Raw genomic sequence first — 17,246 nt, 5'->3', positions numbered from 1 at the left:
CGATCAGTCAGGATAACGGTTGCAAATTCACCAAATAAAACGAAAATGATTTCCACGATACAGAAAAAGGAGATCGTCATGGTCGCGACCGTTCCCGCTAAACGCGGCAGAAAACCTGCTGCCACCACCGCCGCCGCACAACAGGGCGGACAGGTTCAATCGCTCACGCGCGGTCTGAAGCTGCTGGAGTGGATAGCCGAGTCGCACAGCAGCGTGGCCCTGACGGAGCTGGCCCAGCAGGCTGGCCTGCCGAACTCCACAACACACCGCCTGCTGACCACCATGCAGCAGCTGGGTTTTGTCCGCCAGGTGGGCGAGCTGGGGCACTGGGCGGTGGGCGCGCATGCGTTTATCGTTGGCAGCAGCTTCCTGCAGAGCCGCAACCTGCTGGCGATTGTGCATCCGATTCTGCGCAAGCTGATGGAGGAGTCCGGAGAGACCGTAAACCTGGCCGTGCTCGACCAGAGCGATCACCAGGCGATTATCATCGACCAGGTACAGTGCACGCAGCTGATGCGCATGTCCGCGCCTATTGGCGGTAAGCTGCCGATGCACGCGTCCGGGGCGGGGAAAGCATTTCTCTCTCAGCTGAGCGAGGAGCAGGTGACGGGGCTGCTGCACCGTAAAGGGCTGCACGCCTATACCCACGCCACGCTGGTGTCACCCGTCCATCTGAAAGAAGATCTGGCCCTGACCCGCAAGCTCGGCTATTCGTTTGACGACGAGGAGCACGCCCTCGGCCTGCGCTGTATCGCAGCCTGTATTTTTGACGAGCACCGCGAGCCGTTTGCCGCCATCTCTATCTCCGGGCCGATTTCGCGTATGACCGACGATCGCGTAACCGAACTGGGTGCGCTGGTGATTAAGGCGGCGAAAGAGGTGACGCTGGCGTACGGTGGGATTCGTTAAGCATGCATTGCCGGGTGGCGGCTTCGCCTTACCCGGCCTACATGATGCCCTCTGAAAACCTGATGCAAAACCGCTGCTTGCGGCGGTATGCATACACATCTTCGACATGCCCATTTTTGATCCGCGTTTGCAGTCCGCGCCAGTAGCTGGCGCGAAACAGATCGGCATGCATCTCTTCGAATAGCGGCCCGATGCGCGGATCGGCGCACAGCCAGTGGCGAAACTCTTCGGGAAACACATCGCCCGGCGAAACGCTGTACCACGGCTCGCTGGAAAGCTCATCTTCCGGGTAGCGGGGCGGTGGAATATCGCGGAAGTTCACCTCGGTCATGTAGCAAATTTCGTCGTAATCGTAGAACACCACCCGACCGTGACGGGTGACGCCGAAGTTTTTAAACAGCATATCGCCCGGGAAGATGTTGGCGGCGGCAAGCTGACGAATCGCGTTGCCGTACTCTTCAATCGCATCTCTTAAAGCCTGACCGTCGGACTGCTCCAGCCAGATATTCAGCGGCACCATGCGTCGTTCAATATAGAGATGGCTGATGGCGATCTTGTCGCCAAGATCGGTGATTTTGGCAGGTGCTTCCTGCAATAAAAGCGCCATGAGTGCCGGATCGATCTGCTGCTTATCCAGCACAAAGTTTTCGAATTCCTGAGTATCCGCCATGCGCCCGACGCGGTCATGCTCCTTAACCAGCTGGTAGCATGCGCGGACGTGCGCGGCGGTCATCTCTTTCTGCGGCGCGAATCTGTCCTTAATTACCTTAAAGACCCGGTCAAAGCCCGGCAGCGTAAACACCAGCATCACCATGCCGCGAATGCCGGGCGCTTCGATGAACTGCTCATCAGCGGTAGTGACATAACGCAGGTATTCCCGGTAGCTTTCCGTTTTAGCGTGCTTCTGGCAGCCAATAGCCATATACAGCTCGGCGGTGGTTTTGCCCGGCAGGATCTCGCGCAGCCACTCCACCAGCGCGGCAGGTAACGGTGCATAGACCATAAAATAGGAGCGGGCGAAGCCAAACACGATGCTGGCCTCGGCGCTGGTGGTCAGGCAGGTATCGACAAACAGTTCCCCGCCGTCGGTGCGGTGAATGGGCAGCAGAAACGGCACAATGGCCGTCGGTGTAACCAGTTTGCCCACCAGCCAGGCCGCTTTATTGCGGTAGAAAAGCTCGTTGGCCACCTGCAAATGGCTGTGGCTGAGCACCTCCGCGCCGAAGGCTTCTTTGAGATGGGCGTGGATATACCCGATATCCCGGGTTTTATTCTCCCAGGGCAGGCGCAGCGGCAGATCTGTAAGCACGCGGTGCAGGAGCTTTTCCCATCCGCGATCGGGGAAGAAATCTTTCGCCAGCGGACGCGGAATGGTACGAAAGCGTCGCTCGGGCTGGGAGCTGAAGATAAATAACCGCTCAGGAGATAATGAGCGGTGATCAAATAACCGGCAATAGACGGAGTTGAAAAAGCTCTCCGCAATCTCGAAGCGCGGGTAGTCGGGTAACAAATGGGTGTAATGCTCTTTTACGCGCAGTAAAAATTCCGCGTCCGGACTTTTACCGTCGGTAATACAGCGCAACTGCTCCACCACCAGACCCACGTGGTGGTCATAAAGATGGATACGCTGCTTCATGGCCTGCTGAACCGCATGCCAGTCTGCGTGTTCGAAGCGCTGCTGCGCGCCGGAGGTCACTTCAAGAAAACGACCATACTGGGCATCGAAGCCCTGCAAAATAGTTTGGGCAATCAGTAATTCCAGGCCACGCGACATATATTCCCCCTCACCACCAACCCTCTCCCCAGGGGGGAGAGGGGAAAAGATTAGAACTGTGCTTCTTCCGTTGAACCCGTCAAGGCGGTGACGGAGGAGGTGCCGCCCTGAATAATCGTGGTCACATTATCAAAGTAGCCGGTGCCCACTTCCTGCTGGTGAGAGACGAAGGTATAACCATCTTTGCCCGCCGCAAATTCCGGCTGCTGCACCTTCTCAACGTAGTGCTTCATGCCCTCACCCTGCGCATAGGCGTGCGCCAGATCGAACATGTTGAACCACATGCTGTGGATGCCTGCCAGAGTAATGAACTGGTATTTGTAGCCCATGTCGGACAGCTGCTGCTGGAAGCTGGCGATCGTTTTGTCATCCAGCTTTTTCTGCCAGTTGAAGGACGGCGAGCAGTTGTAGGCCAGCAGTTTGCCCGGGTACTTCGCATGAATGGCATCAGCAAAGCGTTTTGCCAGCGCCAGATCCGGCGTAGACGTTTCACACCAGACCAGATCCGCGTACGGCGCGTACGCCAGACCGCGGCTGATCGCCTGCTCGATACCCGCGTGGGTACGATAGAAACCTTCACTGGTACGCTCGCCGGTGATGAACTCGCTGTCGTACGGATCGCAGTCAGAGGTGATCAGGTCAGCCGCGTCGGCATCGGTACGGGCAATGACCAGCGTCGGCACGCCGAGCACGTCAGCAGCCAGACGCGCGGCAACCAGCTTCTGAACCGCTTCCTGTGTGGGAACCAGCACCTTACCGCCCATATGTCCGCACTTCTTCACTGACGCCAGCTGATCTTCGAAGTGAACGGCCGCTGCACCGGCTTCAATCATCGATTTCATCAGTTCAAAGGCGTTCAGCACGCCGCCGAAGCCCGCTTCCGCATCTGCAACGATCGGCAGGAAATAGTCAATAAAGCGCGGATCGTTAGGCTCGATGCCCGCCGCCCACTGGATCTGATCCGCACGACGGAAAGTGTTGTTGATCCGATCCACGACCGACGGCACGGAGTTAGCCGGATAGAGCGACTGATCCGGGTACATGCTGGAGGCCAGGTTGGCGTCCGCCGCGACCTGCCAGCCGGAGAGGTAAATCGCCTCAATACCGGCCTTCGCCTGCTGCAGCGCCTGACCGCCGGTCAGCGCGCCGAGGCTGTTGATGTAGCCCTTTTTAGAGCCACCGTGCAGCAGCTTCCACATTTTAGCCGCGCCATTTTGCGCCAGCGTGCATTCCGGATTGACCGAGCCGCGTAATTTCACCACGTCCTCCGCGCTGTACGGACGGCGGATGCCTTCCCAGCGAGGTTGTGTCCACTCTTTCTTTAATTCTTCGATTTGTTGGGTACGGGTTTTCATGTGCAGATGCTCCATATTGTTATGTGGTGAGTTACGCCAGGAAGCGGTATCCCGGCAGGGTCAGGAAGTCGATTAAGTCATCTGATGTGGTGATTTGCTCCATCAGGCGCGCAGAGTCGTCAAAGCGTCCGCTGCTGAAGCGGTGTTCGCCCAGCTCGTCCTGGATCACCCGCATCTCTTCGGCCAGCATCTGGCGGAACAGGGATTTGGTCACCAGCTTGCCGTTGCTGAGCGTTTTTTGATGGTGGATCCACTGCCAGATAGAGGTACGTGAGATCTCCGCCGTCGCAGCATCTTCCATCAGGCCGTAGATCGGCACGCAGCCGTTGCCGGAGATCCACGCTTCGATGTACTGCACCGCAACGCGGATATTGGCCCGCATCCCCTCTTCCGTCCGTTCGCCCGCGCACGGGGCCAGCAGCTGTTCTTCAGCCGTTGGGGCATCGTCTTCACGCGTGACAAACAGCTGGTTTTTATTGTCGCCAAGCACGCGGTTAAAGACGTCCATCGCCGTATCGGCCAGACCCGGATGCGCGATCCACGTCCCGTCATGGCCGTTACGTGCTTCAAGCTCTTTGTCGGCTTTCACCTTGTTGAGCACCTGATTGTTGCGCTCGGCATCTTTGCTCGGGATAAAGGCCGCCATGCCGCCCATCGCGAAGGCACCGCGCTTGTGGCAGGTTTTGATCAGTAGACGCGAGTAGGCGCTCAGGAACGATTTATCCATGGTCACGACCTGGCGATCCGGCAGTACGCGATCGGGATAATTTTTCAGCGTTTTGATGTAGCTGAAAATATAGTCCCAGCGTCCGCAGTTCAGGCCGACAATGTGGTCACGCAGGGCGTGCAGAATTTCATTCATCTGGAACACGGCAGGCAGCGTTTCAATCAGCAAGGTGGCTTTGATGGTGCCGCGCGGCAGGTTGAAACGATCTTCCGCATAGCTGAAGACTTCGCTCCACCAGGCCGCTTCCTGCCAGGCCTGCGTTTTAGGCAGATAGAAATATGGGCCGCTGCCCTTCGCCAGCAGGGCTTTGTAGTTGTGGAAGAAATAGAGCGCAAAATCAAACAGGCTTCCCGGAATGGCTTCACCACGCCAGGTGACATGTTTTTCCGGCAGGTGCAGCCCACGCACGCGACAGATCAGTACCGCCGGGTTCGGTTTGAGCTGGTATATTTTGCCGGTTTCGTTGGTATAGCTGATGGTGCCGTTTACGGCGTCGCGCAGGTTGATCTGTCCGTCGATGACCTTACGCCAGTCCGGCGCCAGCGAGTCTTCAAAATCGGCCATAAAGACCTTAACGTTGGCGTTCATGGCGTTGATCACCATTTTGCGCTCTACCGGACCGGTGATCTCGACGCGGCGATCCTGTAAATCTTCAGGGATGCCGCGGATTTTCCACTCGCCACGGCGAATGGAAGCGGTTTCCGAAATAAAACCAGGCAACTTGCCGTTATCAATTTCCTGCTGCTGATGAATACGTGCCGCCAGCAGCTTATTGCGCTGCGGGGTAAAGCGGGTCACCAGTTCAGTCAGAAATTCTACCGCTTCTGCCGTCAAAACTTGCTGTTCTTGCTCGCCATACGGCTGGGTAAAGGCCAGTTCATCGACCGTCGTTGCCTGTTGAGTCATTACTCTGCTCCTCATCAAAGATCCAAAATCACGCTCCCGATGCGAACGAAAGATCGTTGGGTAGTTTTCGCTCAGCAGAATTAAGACTATCTCTATTTTTTCTAAAATCAAAAACAATTTCCATTTTAATTATAAATTGCAATTAATTGATTGATTTTATTGAAATTAAAGTTTTAAAGAATGATGAGTGACATTTCGGAAATAAAAAAGGCACCCGAAGGTGCCTGATTTGAATAGCTGAAACGCTTTAGGATCGTTTAGTGCAGACGATTACTCCAGCGTTGGATTCATGTGACGCAGATCGTATGGCGTTATCTGGTAGACGTAATAGTTGAGCCAGTTAGTAAAAAGCAAATTCCCGTGGCTTCGCCAGGTCGCTCTCGGTTTGTTTTGCGGATCGTCTTTCGGGAAATAGTTGTACGGGACATCCGGGTTCAGACCCGCTTCGACATCACGGAAATATTCTGACGCAAGGGTGTGCGGATCGTACTCAGGATGTCCGGTCACAAAGGCAATGCGCTTATCTTTACTGGCAAACAGGTAAGCGTCCCCATCTTCCGTTTCGGCCAGAATCTCCAGATCGGTGTAATCACGAATCAGCTGGGCCGGGAAGTCAGCGTAGCGAGAATGCGGAGCCAGGAAAGAATCATCAAACCCGCGCGTCAGCAACGCATGGGGATGGAGAATATGGTGTTCGTATACGCCGGAGAGCTTTTCAGTGCGGGTTTGCTTGGGGATGCCATAGAGAATATTCAGTGCGGCTTGTACCGCCCAACAGACAAACAGCGTGGACGTGACGTGATCTTTTGCCCACTCCAGAACCTGTTTGATCTGCGGCCAGTAAGCGACATCGTTAAATTCCACCAGGCCCAGCGGCGCGCCGGTCACAATCAGACCGTCGAAGTTTTCACCCTGAATGTCATCGAAGTTGCAGTAGAAGTTGTTCAGATGCTCAGAAGGCGTATTGCGTGACTCACGGGCGTCGATTCGCAGCAGTTGAATATCGACCTGCAGCGGGGAGTTCGACAGCAGACGCAGGAACTGGTTTTCTGTTTCGATCTTTTTGGGCATCAGATTGAGAATAAGCACCTTCAGCGGGCGAATTTCCTGACCTGTCGCACGTGAAGTCGTCATCACAAAGACATTTTCTTCACGCAAGAAATTGACGGCTGGTAGCTCGTCCTGCACCCGAATCGGCATAGCTTTGTATCCTCACAGCATACGTATAAACGTTTAGACATCCAGACAGCTAACGATACCCAGAAATGGCTTGAATGTCGAGTCTGCAAGCAGAAGGTGAGAAAGTTTCAAGGAGAGGATGGTGCAGTCTGACGCCCTCACCCCGTCCCTCTCCCACAGGGAGAGGGAGAAAACAAAAGCAAAAAACCCCGCACCTTACGGTACGGGGTTCTTCTTAATTGATGCCTGGCAGTTCCCTACTCTCACATGGGGAGACCCCACACTACCATCGGCGCTACGGCGTTTCACTTCTGAGTTCGGCATGGGGTCAGGTGGGACCACCGCGCTAAAGCCGCCAGGCAAATTCTGTTAATCTGTATCAAAGCTGAATTTTGATTGTTCGTCTCTTCGCCAAAACATCTTCGGCGTTGTAAGGTTAAGCCTCACGGTTCATTAGTATCGGTTAGCTCAACGCATCGCTGCGCTTACACACCCGACCTATCAACGTCGTCGTCTTCAACGTTCCTTCAGGAGACTTAAAGTCTCAGGGAGAACTCATCTCGGGGCAAGTTTCGTGCTTAGATGCTTTCAGCACTTATCTTTTCCGCATTTAGCTACCGGGCAGTGCCATTGGCATGACAACCCGAACACCAGTGATGCGTCCACTCCGGTCCTCTCGTACTAGGAGCAGCCCCCCTCAATTCTCCAGCGCCCACGGCAGATAGGGACCGAACTGTCTCACGACGTTCTAAACCCAGCTCGCGTACCACTTTAAATGGCGAACAGCCATACCCTTGGGACCTACTTCAGCCCCAGGATGTGATGAGCCGACATCGAGGTGCCAAACACCGCCGTCGATATGAACTCTTGGGCGGTATCAGCCTGTTATCCCCGGAGTACCTTTTATCCGTTGAGCGATGGCCCTTCCATTCAGAACCACCGGATCACTATGACCTGCTTTCGCACCTGCTCGAGCCGTCACTCTCGCAGTCAAGCTAGCTTATGCCATTGCACTAACCTCCTGATGTCCGACCAGGATTAGCTAACCTTCGTGCTCCTCCGTTACTCTTTGGGAGGAGACCGCCCCAGTCAAACTACCCACCAGACACTGTCCGCAACCCGGATCACGGGTCTACGTTAGAACACCAGCCATTAAAGGGTGGTATTTCAAGGACGGCTCCATGCAGACTGGCGTCCACACTTCAAAGCCTCCCACCTATCCTACACATCAAGGACCAGTGTTCAGTGTCAAGCTATAGTAAAGGTTCACGGGGTCTTTCCGTCTTGCCGCGGGTACACTGCATCTTCACAGCGAGTTCAATTTCACTGAGTCTCGGGTGGAGACAGCCTGGCCATCATTACGCCATTCGTGCAGGTCGGAACTTACCCGACAAGGAATTTCGCTACCTTAGGACCGTTATAGTTACGGCCGCCGTTTACCGGGGCTTCGATCAAGAGCTTCGCGTTGCCGCTAACCCCATCAATTAACCTTCCGGCACCGGGCAGGCGTCACACCGTATACGTCCACTTTCGTGTTTGCACAGTGCTGTGTTTTTAATAAACAGTTGCAGCCAGCTGGTATCTTCGACTGATTTCAGCTCCACCCGCAGGGGCTTCACCTACATATCAGCGTGCCTTCTCCCGAAGTTACGGCACCATTTTGCCTAGTTCCTTCACCCGAGTTCTCTCAAGCGCCTTGGTATTCTCTACCTGACCACCTGTGTCGGTTTGGGGTACGATTTAATGTTACCTGATGCTTAGAGGCTTTTCCTGGAAGCAGGGCATTTGTTACTTCAGCACCGTAGTGCCTCGTCATCACACCTCAGCGTTAAAAGGTACCGGATTTACCTGGAACCTCCGCCTACATGCTTAAACCGGGACAACCGTCGCCCGGCTAACATAGCCTTCTCCGTCCCCCCTTCGCAGTAACACCAAGTACAGGAATATTAACCTGTTTCCCATCGACTACGCCTTTCGGCCTCGCCTTAGGGGTCGACTCACCCTGCCCCGATTAACGTTGGACAGGAACCCTTGGTCTTCCGGCGAGCGGGCTTTTCACCCGCTTTATCGTTACTTATGTCAGCATTCGCACTTCTGATACCTCCAGCATGCCTCACAGCACACCTTCAACGGCTTACAGAACGCTCCCCTACCCAACAACACATAGTGTCGCTGCCGCAGCTTCGGTGCATGGTTTAGCCCCGTTACATCTTCCGCGCAGGCCGACTCGACCAGTGAGCTATTACGCTTTCTTTAAATGATGGCTGCTTCTAAGCCAACATCCTGGCTGTCTGTGCCTTCCCACATCGTTTCCCACTTAACCATGACTTTGGGACCTTAGCTGGCGGTCTGGGTTGTTTCCCTCTTCACGACGGACGTTAGCACCCGCCGTGTGTCTCCCGTGATAACATTCTTCGGTATTCGTAGTTTGCATCGGGTTGGTAAGCCGGGATGGCCCCCTAGCCGAAACAGTGCTCTACCCCCGAAGATGAGTTCACGAGGCGCTACCTAAATAGCTTTCGGGGAGAACCAGCTATCTCCCGGTTTGATTGGCCTTTCACCCCCAGCCACAAGTCATCCGCTAATTTTTCAACATTAGTCGGTTCGGTCCTCCAGTTAGTGTTACCCAACCTTCAACCTGCCCATGGCTAGATCACCGGGTTTCGGGTCTATACCCTGCAACTTAACGCCCAGTTAAGACTCGGTTTCCCTTCGGCTCCCCTATACGGTTAACCTTGCTACAGAATATAAGTCGCTGACCCATTATACAAAAGGTACGCAGTCACACCACGAAGGTGCTCCCACTGCTTGTACGTACACGGTTTCAGGTTCTTTTTCACTCCCCTCGCCGGGGTTCTTTTCGCCTTTCCCTCACGGTACTGGTTCACTATCGGTCAGTCAGGAGTATTTAGCCTTGGAGGATGGTCCCCCCATATTCAGACAGGATACCACGTGTCCCGCCCTACTCTTCGAGTTCACAACCTGTGTGTTTTCGTGTACGGGACTGTCACCCTGTACCGTGCGACTTTCCAGACGCTTCCACTAACACACAAGCTGATTCAGACTCTGGGCTGCTCCCCGTTCGCTCGCCGCTACTGGGGGAATCTCGGTTGATTTCTTTTCCTCGGGGTACTTAGATGTTTCAGTTCCCCCGGTTCGCCTCGTTAACCTATGTATTCAGTTAACGATAGTGTGACGAATCACACTGGGTTTCCCCATTCGGACATCGCCGGGTCAAAGGTTCATATCACCTCGCCGGCGCTTTTCGCAGATTAGCACGTCCTTCATCGCCTCTGACTGCCAGGGCATCCACCGTGTACGCTTAGTCGCTTAACCTCACAACCCGAAGATGTTTCACTTCTGATTGCGAAAATTTGAGAGACTCGAACACACCTTAAAGATGTGTCGTTTCAATTTTCAGCTTGATCCAGATTTTTAAAGAGCAAAACTTCTTAATGCACTCAAAAGTACATTCAGAAGTTCATCATTCATCAGACAATCTGTGTGAGCACTGCAAAGGCAGGTTCTTTAAGGTAAGGAGGTGATCCAACCGCAGGTTCCCCTACGGTTACCTTGTTACGACTTCACCCCAGTCATGAATCACAAAGTGGTAAGCGCCCTCCCGAAGGTTAAGCTACCTACTTCTTTTGCAACCCACTCCCATGGTGTGACGGGCGGTGTGTACAAGGCCCGGGAACGTATTCACCGTAGCATTCTGATCTACGATTACTAGCGATTCCGACTTCATGGAGTCGAGTTGCAGACTCCAATCCGGACTACGACGCACTTTATGAGGTCCGCTTGCTCTCGCGAGGTCGCTTCTCTTTGTATGCGCCATTGTAGCACGTGTGTAGCCCTACTCGTAAGGGCCATGATGACTTGACGTCATCCCCACCTTCCTCCAGTTTATCACTGGCAGTCTCCTTTGAGTTCCCGGCCTAACCGCTGGCAACAAAGGATAAGGGTTGCGCTCGTTGCGGGACTTAACCCAACATTTCACAACACGAGCTGACGACAGCCATGCAGCACCTGTCTCAGAGTTCCCGAAGGCACCAAAGCATCTCTGCTAAGTTCTCTGGATGTCAAGAGTAGGTAAGGTTCTTCGCGTTGCATCGAATTAAACCACATGCTCCACCGCTTGTGCGGGCCCCCGTCAATTCATTTGAGTTTTAACCTTGCGGCCGTACTCCCCAGGCGGTCGACTTAACGCGTTAGCTCCGGAAGCCACGCCTCAAGGGCACAACCTCCAAGTCGACATCGTTTACGGCGTGGACTACCAGGGTATCTAATCCTGTTTGCTCCCCACGCTTTCGCACCTGAGCGTCAGTCTTTGTCCAGGGGGCCGCCTTCGCCACCGGTATTCCTCCAGATCTCTACGCATTTCACCGCTACACCTGGAATTCTACCCCCCTCTACAAGACTCTAGCCTGCCAGTTTCGAATGCAGTTCCCAGGTTGAGCCCGGGGATTTCACATCCGACTTGACAGACCGCCTGCGTGCGCTTTACGCCCAGTAATTCCGATTAACGCTTGCACCCTCCGTATTACCGCGGCTGCTGGCACGGAGTTAGCCGGTGCTTCTTCTGCGGGTAACGTCAATCGCTGAGGTTATTAACCTCAACGCCTTCCTCCCCGCTGAAAGTACTTTACAACCCGAAGGCCTTCTTCATACACGCGGCATGGCTGCATCAGGCTTGCGCCCATTGTGCAATATTCCCCACTGCTGCCTCCCGTAGGAGTCTGGACCGTGTCTCAGTTCCAGTGTGGCTGGTCATCCTCTCAGACCAGCTAGGGATCGTCGCCTAGGTGAGCCATTACCCCACCTACTAGCTAATCCCATCTGGGCACATCTGATGGCAAGAGGCCCGAAGGTCCCCCTCTTTGGTCTTGCGACGTTATGCGGTATTAGCTACCGTTTCCAGTAGTTATCCCCCTCCATCAGGCAGTTTCCCAGACATTACTCACCCGTCCGCCGCTCGTCACCCAGGAGCAAGCTCCCTGTGTTACCGCTCGACTTGCATGTGTTAGGCCTGCCGCCAGCGTTCAATCTGAGCCATGATCAAACTCTTCAATTTAAGTTTGATGCTCGTGAATTAAACTTCGTAATGAATTACGCATGTTCACTCAGAGACTTGGTATTCATTTATTGTCCGAAGACATTAAGAATCCATGTCACTTTGAGTGCCCACACAGATTGTCTGATAAATTGTTAAAGAGCAGTGCAACGCGGCTTTCGCTCACCGTTGCGAGGTGGCGTATATTACGCTTTCCTCTTTCAGAGTCAACCCGTTATTTCAGGATTTTTTCTCTTCAACCGAACCGCTTGTTGTGTGAAGTGATTCACATCCGCCGTGTCGATGGAGGCGCATTATAGGGAGTTCTCCGCAGGCCGCAACCGCTAAATGACAGAAAAATGACTGACTGCTGCATTCCACAGCAAAACCCCGCCTTATACCTTTTTACGCACAGACTTATCCACAATGATACGAAAAAGTAAAAATGTGCGAGCGTTGCGCAAACGTTTTCGTTAAAATGCTCGCGCTTAACAAGGATGCCTCGTCAGGTGTGTTAGATGAGTTTTTCACAGGAAAATTCATCTAACGCTCTCTGTAATCGTGAAATCCAGGGGATTTACCATGCAACAACGTCGTCCAGTCCGCCGCGCTCTGCTCAGTGTTTCTGATAAAGCCGGTATCGTCGAATTCGCTCAGGCACTTTCTGCACGCGGTGTGGAGCTGCTTTCCACAGGTGGAACCGCTCGCCTGTTAGCAGATAAAGGTCTGCCGGTAACCGAAGTGTCCGATTACACCGGTTTCCCGGAAATGATGGATGGACGCGTCAAAACCCTGCATCCGAAAGTCCACGGCGGTATTCTTGGCCGTCGCGGTCAGGACGACGCCATTATGGAACAGCACGACATCGCGCCGATCGACATGGTTGTCGTTAACCTCTACCCGTTTGCCCAGACCGTTGCCCGCGAAGGCTGCTCTCTGGAAGATGCTGTAGAGAACATTGATATCGGCGGCCCGACCATGGTGCGCTCTGCGGCCAAGAACCATAAAGATGTCGCCATCGTGGTAAAGAGCAGCGATTACACCACCATTATTAATGAGATGGACGCCAACGAAGGGTCGCTGACCCTGGAAACGCGTTTCGACCTCGCCATCAAAGCCTTCGAACACACCGCGGCGTACGACAGCATGATCGCCAACTACTTCGGTAGCCTGGTACCGGCTTACCACGGTGAAAGCAAAGATCCTTCCGGCCGCTTCCCGCGCACCCTGAACCTGAACTTCATTAAGAAGCAGGATATGCGTTACGGTGAGAACAGCCACCAGCAGGCAGCCTTCTATATAGAAGAAGAGGTAAAAGAAGCCTCTGTTGCAACCGCTCAGCAGGTGCAGGGCAAAGCGCTCTCCTATAACAACATTGCCGACACCGACGCGGCGCTGGAATGCGTGAAAGAGTTCAGCGAGCCGGCCTGCGTTATCGTCAAGCACGCCAACCCATGCGGCGTGGCGGTAAGCACGTCGATTCTGGAAGCTTACGATCGCGCATACAAAACTGACCCAACCTCCGCGTTCGGTGGCATCATTGCCTTCAACCGTGAGCTGGATGCGGAAACGGCTCAGGCCATCATCTCCCGCCAGTTTGTCGAAGTGATCATCGCGCCATCGGCCTCCGAGGAAGCGCTGAAAATCACCGCGGCAAAACAGAACGTGCGCGTACTGGTTTGCGGCCAGTGGGCAGAACGCGTGCCGGGCCTGGACTTCAAACGCGTAAACGGCGGTCTGCTGGTTCAGGATCGCGATCTGGGTATGGTGACAGAAGCCGACCTGCGCGTGGTGACCAAACGTCAGCCGACCGAACAGGAACTGCGTGACGCGCTGTTCTGCTGGAAAGTGGCGAAGTTCGTGAAATCCAACGCCATCGTCTACGCGAAAGAGAACATGACCATCGGGATAGGCGCAGGCCAGATGAGCCGCGTTTACTCTGCGAAAATCGCGGGTATTAAAGCAGGTGACGAAGGTCTGGAAGTCAAAGGCTCCGCCATGGCCTCTGACGCCTTCTTCCCGTTCCGTGATGGTATCGACGCAGCAGCCGCTGTCGGCATCACCTGCGTGATCCAGCCAGGCGGTTCAATCCGCGACGACGAAGTGATTGCCGCTGCCGACGAACACGGCATCGCGATGATCTTCACCGACATGCGCCACTTCCGCCATTAATTCCCGGAGCTGAAAATGAAAGTATTAGTGATTGGTAACGGCGGACGCGAGCACGCGCTGGCGTGGAAAGCGGCGCAGTCTCCGCTGGTGAAAACGGTCTTCGTGGCACCGGGCAACGCCGGTACCGCACTGGAACCCGCGCTGCAGAACGTGGCTATCGGCGTGACCGACATTCCGGCGCTGCTCAGTTTTGCCCAGAGCGAGAAAATCGACCTGACCATCGTCGGCCCGGAAGCGCCGCTGGTGATTGGCGTGGTGGATGCGTTCCGCGCAGCGGGCCTGAAAATCTTCGGCCCAACGGAAGGCGCCGCGCAGCTGGAAGGCTCCAAAGCCTTCACCAAAGATTTCCTCGCGCGTCATAACATCCCGACGGCGGAATATCAGAATTTCACTGAAGTGGAGCCTGCTCTGGCCTACTTACGTGAGAAGGGCGCGCCGATTGTTATCAAGGCCGACGGACTGGCCGCCGGTAAAGGCGTGATCGTCGCGATGACGCTCGACGAAGCCGAAGCCGCGGTTCAGGACATGCTGGCAGGTAACGCCTTTGGCGATGCGGGCCACCGCATCGTGATTGAAGAGTTCCTCGACGGTGAAGAGGCGAGCTTTATCGTCATGGTCGACGGCGAGCACGTTCTGCCGATGGCCACCAGCCAGGATCACAAGCGTGTGGGTAATGGCGACACGGGTCCTAACACCGGCGGGATGGGCGCTTACTCCCCTGCTCCGGTCGTGACTGACGACGTCCACCAGCGCACCATGGATCGCATCATCTGGCCTACCGTGAAGGGAATGGCAGCAGAAGGGAATACCTACACCGGTTTCCTTTACGCAGGTCTGATGATCGACAAGCAGGGTAACCCTAAGGTCATCGAATTCAACTGCCGCTTTGGCGATCCGGAAACACAGCCCATCATGCTGCGCATGAAATCCGATCTGGTGGATCTGTGCCTGGCAGCCTGCGATGGCAAGCTGGACGAAAAAACCTCCGAGTGGGACGAGCGTGCGTCTCTCGGCGTGGTGATTGCTGCGGGTGGTTATCCGGGCAACTACAGCACCGGAGATGAAATCCACGGTCTGCCGCTGGAAGAGAGGGAAGGTGCGAAGGTGTTCCACGCCGGTACGAAGCTGGCTGAGGACGATCGCGTTCTGACCAACGGCGGCCGCGTGCTGTGTGCAACCGCGCTGGGCCATACCGTGGCAGAAGCGCAGAAGCGCGCCTATGCGCTGATGGCGGATATTCACTGGAACGGTAGCTTTAGCCGTCAGGATATCGGCTATCGCGCGATTGCGCGCGAGCAGGGGGAGTAATTCCTCCTCGCCCTCACCCTCTCCCACGGGGAGAGGGAATCGTTCGTAGGCCGGATAAGCGTCAGCGCCATCCGGCTTAATCCACAGAACTCAGAAACTCTTCTCTGTCGGCTGCCAGGTGCAGAAGTCTTCGTTCGCCACCAATAGCAATTGAGAACCTTCCGGCGCTTCCAGCCACGCCACACTCACTTCCATTGATGAATGACGCTGACGGCGTTGAATGTGTTCGGTCGCCCAGGACTCGAGCTCAGGCTTGACCGTTTGCCCTTCGCAGGTCGTCACCGTCCCGTCATTATGCCAGCGCCCCTGGCGCAGCACGACGCGTCCCAGACGAAGCGCATCGCTGGTCTGGCGGATTTGTTCGGCCCGGTAACGGTAGAGGGCGATTTGATCGCTGGAAAGCTGCTGTTTTTGACCGCTGACTTCGCGCTGCATAAAGCTCAGCTCGCCATGGTCGTCAAAACGCACTTTCACGTGTTCGGGGGTCTTGCTGTAGACGTTCAGCTCAATCAGCGACAGGTCATCTCCCTGCCAGCGATACTCCGCCGTCGATGTATTGCCGCTATGCCACGGGCTAAAGGCAGAAAGCAGATGCACTTCGCCGCCGGAATCTTTACGCCAGATCCTGACCGCGCCCTGGTTGTCCGCGTAGCCGCTGGCGGTAAACGGCGGCAAAGCGGTGTCGTGGCTACAGGCTGACAGCAGCAGCATGCCTGCCAGCGCGAGCGTTCCGCGCCAGAAAGACAAAAGGGGCGTTGCCGCCCCTTCGCTAAAACTGTTCACTGCCACGCGTCTTACTTAACTGCGTCTTTCAGTGCTTTACCAGAAACAAATGCCGGCACGTTCGCTGCGGCGATTTTGATTTCTTTACCGGTCTGCGGGTTGCGGCCAGTACGCTCAGCGCGGTGGTTCACTTTGAAGGTACCGAAACCAACCAGTTGTACAGCATCGCCTTCTTTCAGAGACTCAGTAATAGCAGCCAGGGTAGATTCCAGAGCAGCTTTAGCCTGCACTTTAGACAGATCAGCCTTGTCCGCAATTACATCAATCAGTTGAGTCTTGTTCATAAGTTATCCTTTCAATGTGTTTATCGCTTGCTAAGCATCGAGTGCGACGAAAATGCCAAAAAAGCACTCTCCTGCATACACGCACCGATAGCCACTTTTTTTCGCCCCCCAAATGTAGACCAGACAAGGGGCGAAAGGGAAGAGTCGAGGAGCGACAAAACGGGCGTTATCTCAAGTTTTCTTATCTCATTGGTTAAAAATTATACCAATATTACTCTCGCCGGCCTCACGTAAGTCCGCACGCAGCCCTTTTATCAGTTCAATATCGCGTTCTTCACACTCTGCCAGCAGGCGGAAAATTTCCCACTGGATATCCCATTCTTGCTCAACGGCCGGGTTTGCGCGCAGCTCTTCATCGGTCATTTCGCGACCTTCCTGGGTCATTTCCAGCATCGCTACGGTAGTGATAGAGGCCTTACTGACTTCGATAGCGTGCTCCAGCGTCTCACCGCTCAGGCGGGAGTGGAGCAATTCGCTTAACGCCACACAGGCATCAATTGCCGGGTAGACGCCGTACAGGTCAAAATCATCCGCCACCGGAATCGCCTCTTCCAGCTTTTCGAGCTGAGAGTCGAAATTCACCTTCGCGTCTTTCACCGTCAGCGTTTCCCAGATCAGATCCAGAATACGGCGGTAGATATGGCCATCACCAAAGCCCGTCTGCTTGCAGAACGCGGCATAGTTGGGATACATGCGCTCGCACAGGCAAGCCATAAAGGTGACGTGCTGCCAGCTTTCCAGCTTTTCAAGGCGCAGGTGAATCGGGTTTTGTAGCATGATGATCTCTCGAATCGAA

Annotated in this window: 10 protein-coding genes and 3 rRNA genes; 3 read left to right on the top strand and 10 right to left on the bottom strand. The window is 54.8% G+C overall.

Features of this window, described 5'->3' with window-relative positions; translation table 11 throughout:
• Positions 1 to 78 precede the first annotated feature (78 nt).
• A complete protein-coding gene (gene iclR / locus ACMGGU_RS22675; RefSeq protein WP_420300946.1) occupies positions 79 to 909 on the top strand; it encodes a glyoxylate bypass operon transcriptional repressor IclR in 831 nt (276 codons plus the stop codon).
• A 37-nt stretch (positions 910 to 946) separates the two neighbouring features.
• Here iclR and aceK read toward each other — a convergent pair whose 3' ends face one another.
• From aceK to ACMGGU_RS22640, 7 genes are all read right to left on the bottom strand, one after another.
• The gene (gene aceK, locus ACMGGU_RS22670) at positions 947 to 2,683 is read right to left on the bottom strand and encodes a bifunctional isocitrate dehydrogenase kinase/phosphatase (RefSeq protein WP_048030165.1); all 1,737 of its coding nucleotides are present in this window, start codon (positions 2,681 to 2,683) and stop codon (positions 947 to 949) included.
• Positions 2,684 to 2,733: 50 nt separating this feature from the next.
• On the bottom strand, positions 2,734 to 4,038 hold the full coding sequence (aceA, locus tag ACMGGU_RS22665) for an isocitrate lyase (protein WP_008503407.1): 1,305 nt from the start codon (positions 4,036 to 4,038) through the stop codon (positions 2,734 to 2,736).
• Between the two features lie 31 nt (positions 4,039 to 4,069).
• Positions 4,070 to 5,671 (bottom strand): malate synthase A, encoded by a 1,602-nt coding sequence (aceB, locus tag ACMGGU_RS22660; protein WP_420300945.1) that lies wholly within the window; start codon positions 5,669 to 5,671, stop codon positions 4,070 to 4,072.
• A gap of 270 nt (positions 5,672 to 5,941) precedes the next feature.
• Positions 5,942 to 6,871, bottom strand: coding sequence for a homoserine O-acetyltransferase MetA (gene metA / locus ACMGGU_RS22655; protein ID WP_008503405.1), 930 nt, complete (start codon positions 6,869 to 6,871; stop codon positions 5,942 to 5,944).
• A 223-nt stretch (positions 6,872 to 7,094) separates the two neighbouring features.
• A 5S ribosomal RNA gene (gene rrf / locus ACMGGU_RS22650) occupies positions 7,095 to 7,210 on the bottom strand.
• Between the two features lie 72 nt (positions 7,211 to 7,282).
• Positions 7,283 to 10,186 (bottom strand): 23S ribosomal RNA (locus tag ACMGGU_RS22645).
• A 198-nt stretch (positions 10,187 to 10,384) separates the two neighbouring features.
• Positions 10,385 to 11,924: ribosomal RNA gene (locus ACMGGU_RS22640) — 16S ribosomal RNA — on the bottom strand.
• The 16S, 23S and 5S rRNA genes sit together here, the layout of an rRNA operon.
• 561 nt (positions 11,925 to 12,485) lie before the next feature.
• Between ACMGGU_RS22640 and purH the strand changes: the two genes are divergently transcribed.
• Positions 12,486 to 14,075, top strand: a complete 1,590-nt coding sequence (gene purH, locus ACMGGU_RS22635; protein WP_069720473.1) for a bifunctional phosphoribosylaminoimidazolecarboxamide formyltransferase/IMP cyclohydrolase — start codon at positions 12,486 to 12,488, stop codon at positions 14,073 to 14,075.
• Positions 14,076 to 14,090: 15 nt separating this feature from the next.
• Positions 14,091 to 15,383 (top strand): phosphoribosylamine--glycine ligase, encoded by a 1,293-nt coding sequence (gene purD, locus ACMGGU_RS22630; RefSeq protein ID WP_045909512.1) that lies wholly within the window; start codon positions 14,091 to 14,093, stop codon positions 15,381 to 15,383.
• A gap of 90 nt (positions 15,384 to 15,473) precedes the next feature.
• On the opposite strand, the gene ACMGGU_RS22625 is transcribed toward purD, so the two are convergent.
• From ACMGGU_RS22625 to ACMGGU_RS22615, 3 genes are all read right to left on the bottom strand, one after another.
• Positions 15,474 to 16,166, bottom strand: coding sequence for a DUF1481 domain-containing protein (locus ACMGGU_RS22625; RefSeq protein WP_045909513.1), 693 nt, complete (start codon positions 16,164 to 16,166; stop codon positions 15,474 to 15,476).
• Positions 16,167 to 16,177: 11 nt separating this feature from the next.
• Positions 16,178 to 16,450: a nucleoid-associated protein HU-alpha gene (gene hupA / locus ACMGGU_RS22620; RefSeq protein WP_002445246.1), complete on the bottom strand. Its 273-nt coding sequence runs from the start codon at positions 16,448 to 16,450 to the stop codon at positions 16,178 to 16,180.
• 186 nt (positions 16,451 to 16,636) lie between these two features.
• Positions 16,637 to 17,227: a YjaG family protein gene (locus tag ACMGGU_RS22615; RefSeq protein WP_008503468.1), complete on the bottom strand. Its 591-nt coding sequence runs from the start codon at positions 17,225 to 17,227 to the stop codon at positions 16,637 to 16,639.
• Positions 17,228 to 17,246 lie beyond the last annotated feature (19 nt).

It is taken from the genome of Enterobacter sp. BNK-8 (assembly GCF_048685095.1).
GTDB classification, from domain to species: domain Bacteria; phylum Pseudomonadota; class Gammaproteobacteria; order Enterobacterales; family Enterobacteriaceae; genus Enterobacter; species Enterobacter quasiroggenkampii.
Note: the sequence above shows the minus strand (reverse complement) of the source record. Positions and strands in the feature narration are given on the sequence as shown.

Excerpts from the sequence above, each read along its gene's own strand:
- iclR (WP_420300946.1), top strand. The coding sequence starts at position 79 with ATGGTCGCGACCGTTCCCGCTAAACGCGGCAGAAAACCTGCTGCCACC.
- aceK (WP_048030165.1), bottom strand. The coding sequence starts at position 2,683 with ATGTCGCGTGGCCTGGAATTACTGATTGCCCAAACTATTTTGCAGGGC.
- aceA (WP_008503407.1), bottom strand. The coding sequence starts at position 4,038 with ATGAAAACCCGTACCCAACAAATCGAAGAATTAAAGAAAGAGTGGACA.
- aceB (WP_420300945.1), bottom strand. The coding sequence starts at position 5,671 with ATGACTCAACAGGCAACGACGGTCGATGAACTGGCCTTTACCCAGCCG.
- metA (WP_008503405.1), bottom strand. The coding sequence starts at position 6,871 with ATGCCGATTCGGGTGCAGGACGAGCTACCAGCCGTCAATTTCTTGCGT.
- purH (WP_069720473.1), top strand. The coding sequence starts at position 12,486 with ATGCAACAACGTCGTCCAGTCCGCCGCGCTCTGCTCAGTGTTTCTGAT.
- purD (WP_045909512.1), top strand. The coding sequence starts at position 14,091 with ATGAAAGTATTAGTGATTGGTAACGGCGGACGCGAGCACGCGCTGGCG.
- hupA (WP_002445246.1), bottom strand. The coding sequence starts at position 16,450 with ATGAACAAGACTCAACTGATTGATGTAATTGCGGACAAGGCTGATCTG.
- ACMGGU_RS22615 (WP_008503468.1), bottom strand. The coding sequence starts at position 17,227 with ATGCTACAAAACCCGATTCACCTGCGCCTTGAAAAGCTGGAAAGCTGG.